This is a genomic window from Bartonella sp. AD328YNZD (assembly GCF_042196425.1).
In genome coordinates, this window is the sequence record NZ_JBHIQG010000173.1 from 1 (window position 1) to 5,305 (window position 5,305).

1 protein-coding gene and 1 pseudogene are annotated in these 5,305 nt (G+C 37.8%); one reads left to right on the forward strand and one right to left on the reverse strand.

All coding sequences use genetic code 11. The features are described 5' to 3' along the window. Window positions 1-179: pseudogene (locus ACFIO3_RS08340) on the reverse strand (MFS transporter); the annotation flags it as partial. A 558-nt stretch (window positions 180-737) separates the two neighbouring features. Between ACFIO3_RS08340 and ACFIO3_RS08345 the strand changes: the two are divergent. After that, window positions 738-5,305, forward strand: a 4,568-nt coding sequence (locus ACFIO3_RS08345) for a pertactin-like passenger domain-containing protein (RefSeq protein WP_375704305.1), incomplete at its 3' end; no start/stop codon positions are given.

A 5,305-nucleotide genomic window follows, 5' to 3' on the forward strand; every position in this document is an offset into this window, starting at 1 on the left:
AAAATGGCAACCTGATCATTTTGTGTTGGAAAAAACACATGAGGAAATATGAGAGCTGCGGCAGTGCCAAAGACATAGAAATCAAAGAATTCAACTGTTGGGCCAATAAGGCTTGCAAACAAAATGCGACGAGGGGAATTTCTGTTGTTTTTATCTTGCATTTCTAAGTTTGTAGACATGAATAGAATGTCCCTTTCAGTGTATGACAAATCAAATGACGAATTAACTAACTATAGTTATAAAAATTTCAAATCAGTGTCGAGTCAATATTATGACGTTTCCTCTATATTAGGACAATGAGTATAGACTGATGAGCATGAATTAAGTGTTCTATAGATTATACAAATTGAATAGAATAAAGGCACTGCTTTAAATGCTGTAGAAGATGGAAATACGTAGCCATAAACGTTGTTCTCATTCACATTGCTGTTTCCTTTAAAGTTCAATGCTGTTTTTATCTCTTGAGGGATCAGCCTTATTTGTAGATCAGTGTTTATTGTCTCAAAAATATTTTCATGGATGTAATTATAACACTTTTTAGGTGTATATAAAACTAATTAAATCTTTTAGTTGTGCATATATTTTAAAACACATGGTGTATATTTGATCTGTCAAAGCTTAATTTATCGAATGCTTCGTTATCTTAAAAGACATGAGGGTGAGCAACATTGTGTTGTTTTGGTCTGTGCATTTTTTTCTAAATGGGGGATTTAATTTGGAATGATGGAGTGTGAATAATGCAACGCAAATTGAAATTAAGTTTTTGTGCACTAATGACCAGTGGTTTTTTTGTCAAGATTGCGAGTGCAGATGGAGTAGAGACACCAAAAGAAAAGCTATTAACACCAGTAGATATCAGTGAACATCTAGAAGAGACAAGAACATCGTTATCAAAAGTGAGGGGATTAAAAGAAAAAAAGGGGGAATCAAAAAAGATAGAGAATAAACAGACAGTAGAAGGAAGTAAGTCTTCAGAAGAGGAAAGGAAGGGATTAGAAAACCTATTCTTTGAAGTTCTCACAAATTCAGTAATAAGCGATGGGGCTATTGTCTATATTACTAAACGTGACTCTGAAGGTTTTGAAATAAATAGCTTTAGCTATGAAGAAGCAGGCTATTCCATCAATAATACGGTTCAAGAAGGTGGAAAACTCTACATTGATGCAGCAAGTGTTAGCAGGGATACGACAATTGAGAGTGGTGGTATTGAATTCGTCCAAAATCTGAGCAGTTCGGAATATGCCACTGTTAAAAAAGGGGGTAAACAAATTGTTGAGAGTGGTGCAAATGCTGAGGGAGCTAAAATCTATGGTGGTGAGCAGATTATTTTTGGTAAGGGGATCCTTGGGGATGGTTTGTCGCGTAAAGATAAGGAAAGTAGTGCTTATAGCACTGAAATTTATGCGGCAGATGGAATGTTAGGAATACAAAGTGTCTATAGTGGGGGGATGGCTGTTGACACAAAGATTATGAAAGGTGGTGTCCAGAATCTTGATGGTAAAGAGAATTTTCATAATAGCTTCTCAGAAGATGCTGATACAGCCGATATAGAAAATGAAGATTTTACAATTAATGAAGGGGCTTTTGCACTGAGTACCGAACTTTTTAAAAATGGTATGCAGAATATCTTTGCAGGAGGGAATGCGAGTGAAGTTACTTTATACGATAGAGCTACGCAGAAGATATATGATTCTGGATATACGGATGATCTAACCATTAATCATCAAGCAAGGTCATGGGCTTTTGCGGGGGCAATATTAGATAAGGACACAAATGTTTATGACTTTGGCAGCCTCTATCTTTATGCTGGGAATGGTGAAGCTGTTACGGAAGTAGAAAATCTTAATTTAAATGGAGAAGATAGCAAACTATACATTATTGCTCCTGAAGATAACAGCAAAAAACTTCACGTTAATATCCAGAATTTAACTGGAAGTGGCAGAGTTATTTTTACATACTTAGGGGCTGATAAGCATTACTCTAAGCTTAATATTGATGATCTTTCAGGTTCTTTACATTTTGATTTTAATGTCAACTTTGCCAAGCATCTTAGTGATTATCTTGTCATTAAAGAAAGTGGTTCAGGTTATCACACAATAAGTGTGGCTGATTCTGGGCGTGAAATTACAAATTCTTCTTATAAAAAGCTTAAATTAATTACTGATCGTAGTGGAAATGCTCATTTTACTCTGACAAACACTTTTGGTGAAAAAATCGGAACTGTTGATGCCGGAACCTATCGGTACAGTTTGAAACATAGAAACAATAAGGGTACTGGTAAAATTTGGTACTTAGATGCAAACCACACCATTGATGAGACAACTTCTCAAGTTTTTGATAGTGTATTGAAACCATATACTGGTTCATCAAGTGATTTACTCACAGAACTCACAATTGATCAAGGAACAACTGTTTCTATTGCGGATCCTAGCTTTGACACGAGCAGCAAGGAAGTTGATAGCAATGGAGAAACTTCAATTAGTAATACAGTTAAAGATGGTGGAAAGCTTTCCGTTTATAGCGGTGGTTTTAGCTTGTATACGACAATTCAAAGAGGCGGTACTGAGATTATTAAAACACAGGGTCTTTCGCAGGATACTATTGTTTATAAAGGGGGGCAACAAAAGGTTAAAGAGGGGGGAAAAGCTGAAGGAGCTAAAATTTACGGTGGTGAGCAGTTTGTTTCAGGAAAGTCTGAGATCAAGGGTGCGATGGTGAGGAGCAGCGCCCATGACACTATCGTTTCTGGTGAGAATGGAGTGCGAGGATATCAGAATGTGTATGATGATGGAGAGGTTTTTAACACACAGATCATGGAAGGCGGGATACAAAATCTTTATGGAGAAGAGGATCTAAACGAGTATAGCAGCTTTGCCTTTGATACGAAGGTCTTTTCTGGTGGACAGCAACATGTTTTAGCGGGAGGAATCGCGATTGGCGTTCTTTTAGAAGGGACTGCTTTTCAGGCAATAGATTTAGGAGGTTATGTAAAAGATTTAACCGTTAAGGATCAAGCACAAACGTGGTTACATGGTGGCGCAACATTGGAAGGAATGACAACGGTTAATGATTCTGGACGGATTTATCTTTATGCTGGTGCAGAGCAGTCTCGTACTGAAGTAGAAAGAATTGTGTTAAATGGCAGAGATACAAAATTGTATTCTATTGCTTCTAATATAGATGGCGAAAGCTCTTTGATTGAAGCTTTAAGTGGTGATGGCCGTGTTATTTTTACTTCCACCGTGTTTAATCCACATTACTCTAAACTTGAGATCAATGATCTTTCAGGGAGTTTACATTTTAGGTTGCAGACTAATTTTGCAGAACAGCGCGGTGATTATCTTCTGATAAAAAAAGGAGCAGGTAATCACACCATAAGCGTTATCGATTCTGGTGTTGAAATTACCAATTCTCTTCTACAAAATCAGAACTTAATTTTGGAGCTTGATTTAATTCATGATCAAAGCGGAAATGCGCATTTTACTCTGACAGATTTTTCTGGTGAAGAGACGAGTACGATTGATGGTGGAGCCTACATGTATGGCTTAAAAACAAAAGATGATAATGGGGGAAAGACTTGGTATTTGGCTACGCCACAAATAATTTCTGCTCCTGTAATCCCTTCATCTCACGCGGAGTTACCTATAGATAAGCTTCCTGAAAAAGAAGAAAATATGACATCGTCAAAAGATTTTAGTATCTCTGATGTAATTGATTACAGTATTGGCGAAGGAGGAGGAATTCTACAAAGCTCTTTGCTCGGTGATAATAACGTAGCTTATGTCTCTGATGATGGAGAGCAAGGTGTTCTTAAGAAGTCTATTAATAATACAATTCAGGGATCAGGAAGACTTTATGTTCAAGCTGGTGGTTTCAGTAAGAATACGACAATTGAAAATGGTGGTGCTGAGATTATAGGGGAACAAGGGATTTCAGAATCTACGATTATTTACGAGGGTGGAAAACAAAAAGTGGAGGGAGGAGGATCTGCATTGAGAGCTGAAATTTATGGTGGGGAGCAGCTTGTTTTCGGAGATGGGTACGTGAACGGTGGGATTGTTGGGAGCAGTGCTTATGATACGACAATTTATGGTCAAGGTGACACACTGGGACAGCAGAACGTATACGATGATGGTATGGCTGTAGGAACAAAAGTGATGAGTGGAGGAATACAAACTCTTGCTAAATGGTTTCCTGATGATGATAACTTTGCAGAAAAAGCTGGCGGTTTGGCCATAAATACTGAAGTCTTTTCAGAGGGTATGCAGCGTGTTTTCGCAGGAGGTGAAGCACATACAGCCATTTTACGCACTGGTGGTGTTCAAGAAGTCTATGCAGGTGGAATTGTAAAGGATCTAACGATTGAAGGTAATGCCAATTCATGGGTTTCTCCTGGTGCAATATTAAGAGGAGAAATAAGAGTTCAGGATTTTGGGGGACTCCATCTTTATGCTGGAGATGATGGTCAACAAACTATAGTAGAAAACATTGAATTAAATGGAGAAGACGCTCAATTATATTCTGTTGCTTGTGGGTTTGACGACAAAAGTACACGCATTCAGCAGTTAAACGGTGTAGGAAAAGTTATTTTTACCTCTTTTGAAGATAATTTATATTACTCTCAGCTTTATATTGATAATCTAGCAGGGAGTCTACATTTTGACTTTAATGTTAGTCTTGCAGAAGAAAAAGGTGATTACCTCTTTATTGAGAATGGGAGTGGTTTTCACACAATAAGTGTCGTAGATTCTGGTATTGAAATTGTTGATCCTTCTTCAATAAGACTTGATTTAATTTTTGATCAAAGTGGCGGCGCATCTTTTACTCTACAAAGTTTTTCTGGCGCAAAAACTATAATGGTTGATGGGGGAACTTATACTTATGGCTTAAAACACAAAAATATTGAGAATGAAGAGGGAAAAATTTGGTATTTGACTGCAGTTTACATGGATAATGCGCCACGCAGAAGCAGAATTCCGCAGCATTTAAGTCAAAAACAACAGGTTTCTTCTCTTTCAACGATTATAGCACCACAAGAGCATGCTATTAAATTGCCACGTCCAAGAGAAAACCACAGAAACTTGAGTCAAAAATCTTCAGCTTCTGTTTCTCCAATTGTTTCATCTCTGGGAGGTCAAATGATTGAAGGTGCCCCTCCATCAAGTTCTCATCCTCTTTCTGATGAAAAGCAACAAGCTGCTGTTTCAACATCTTCACCATCTTTAGCCGATCAGATGACTTTGCGGCCAAACACTCAGGAACAACCTTCTCCACACTTGAGTGAGACGCTTCCAGTTTCTGACTT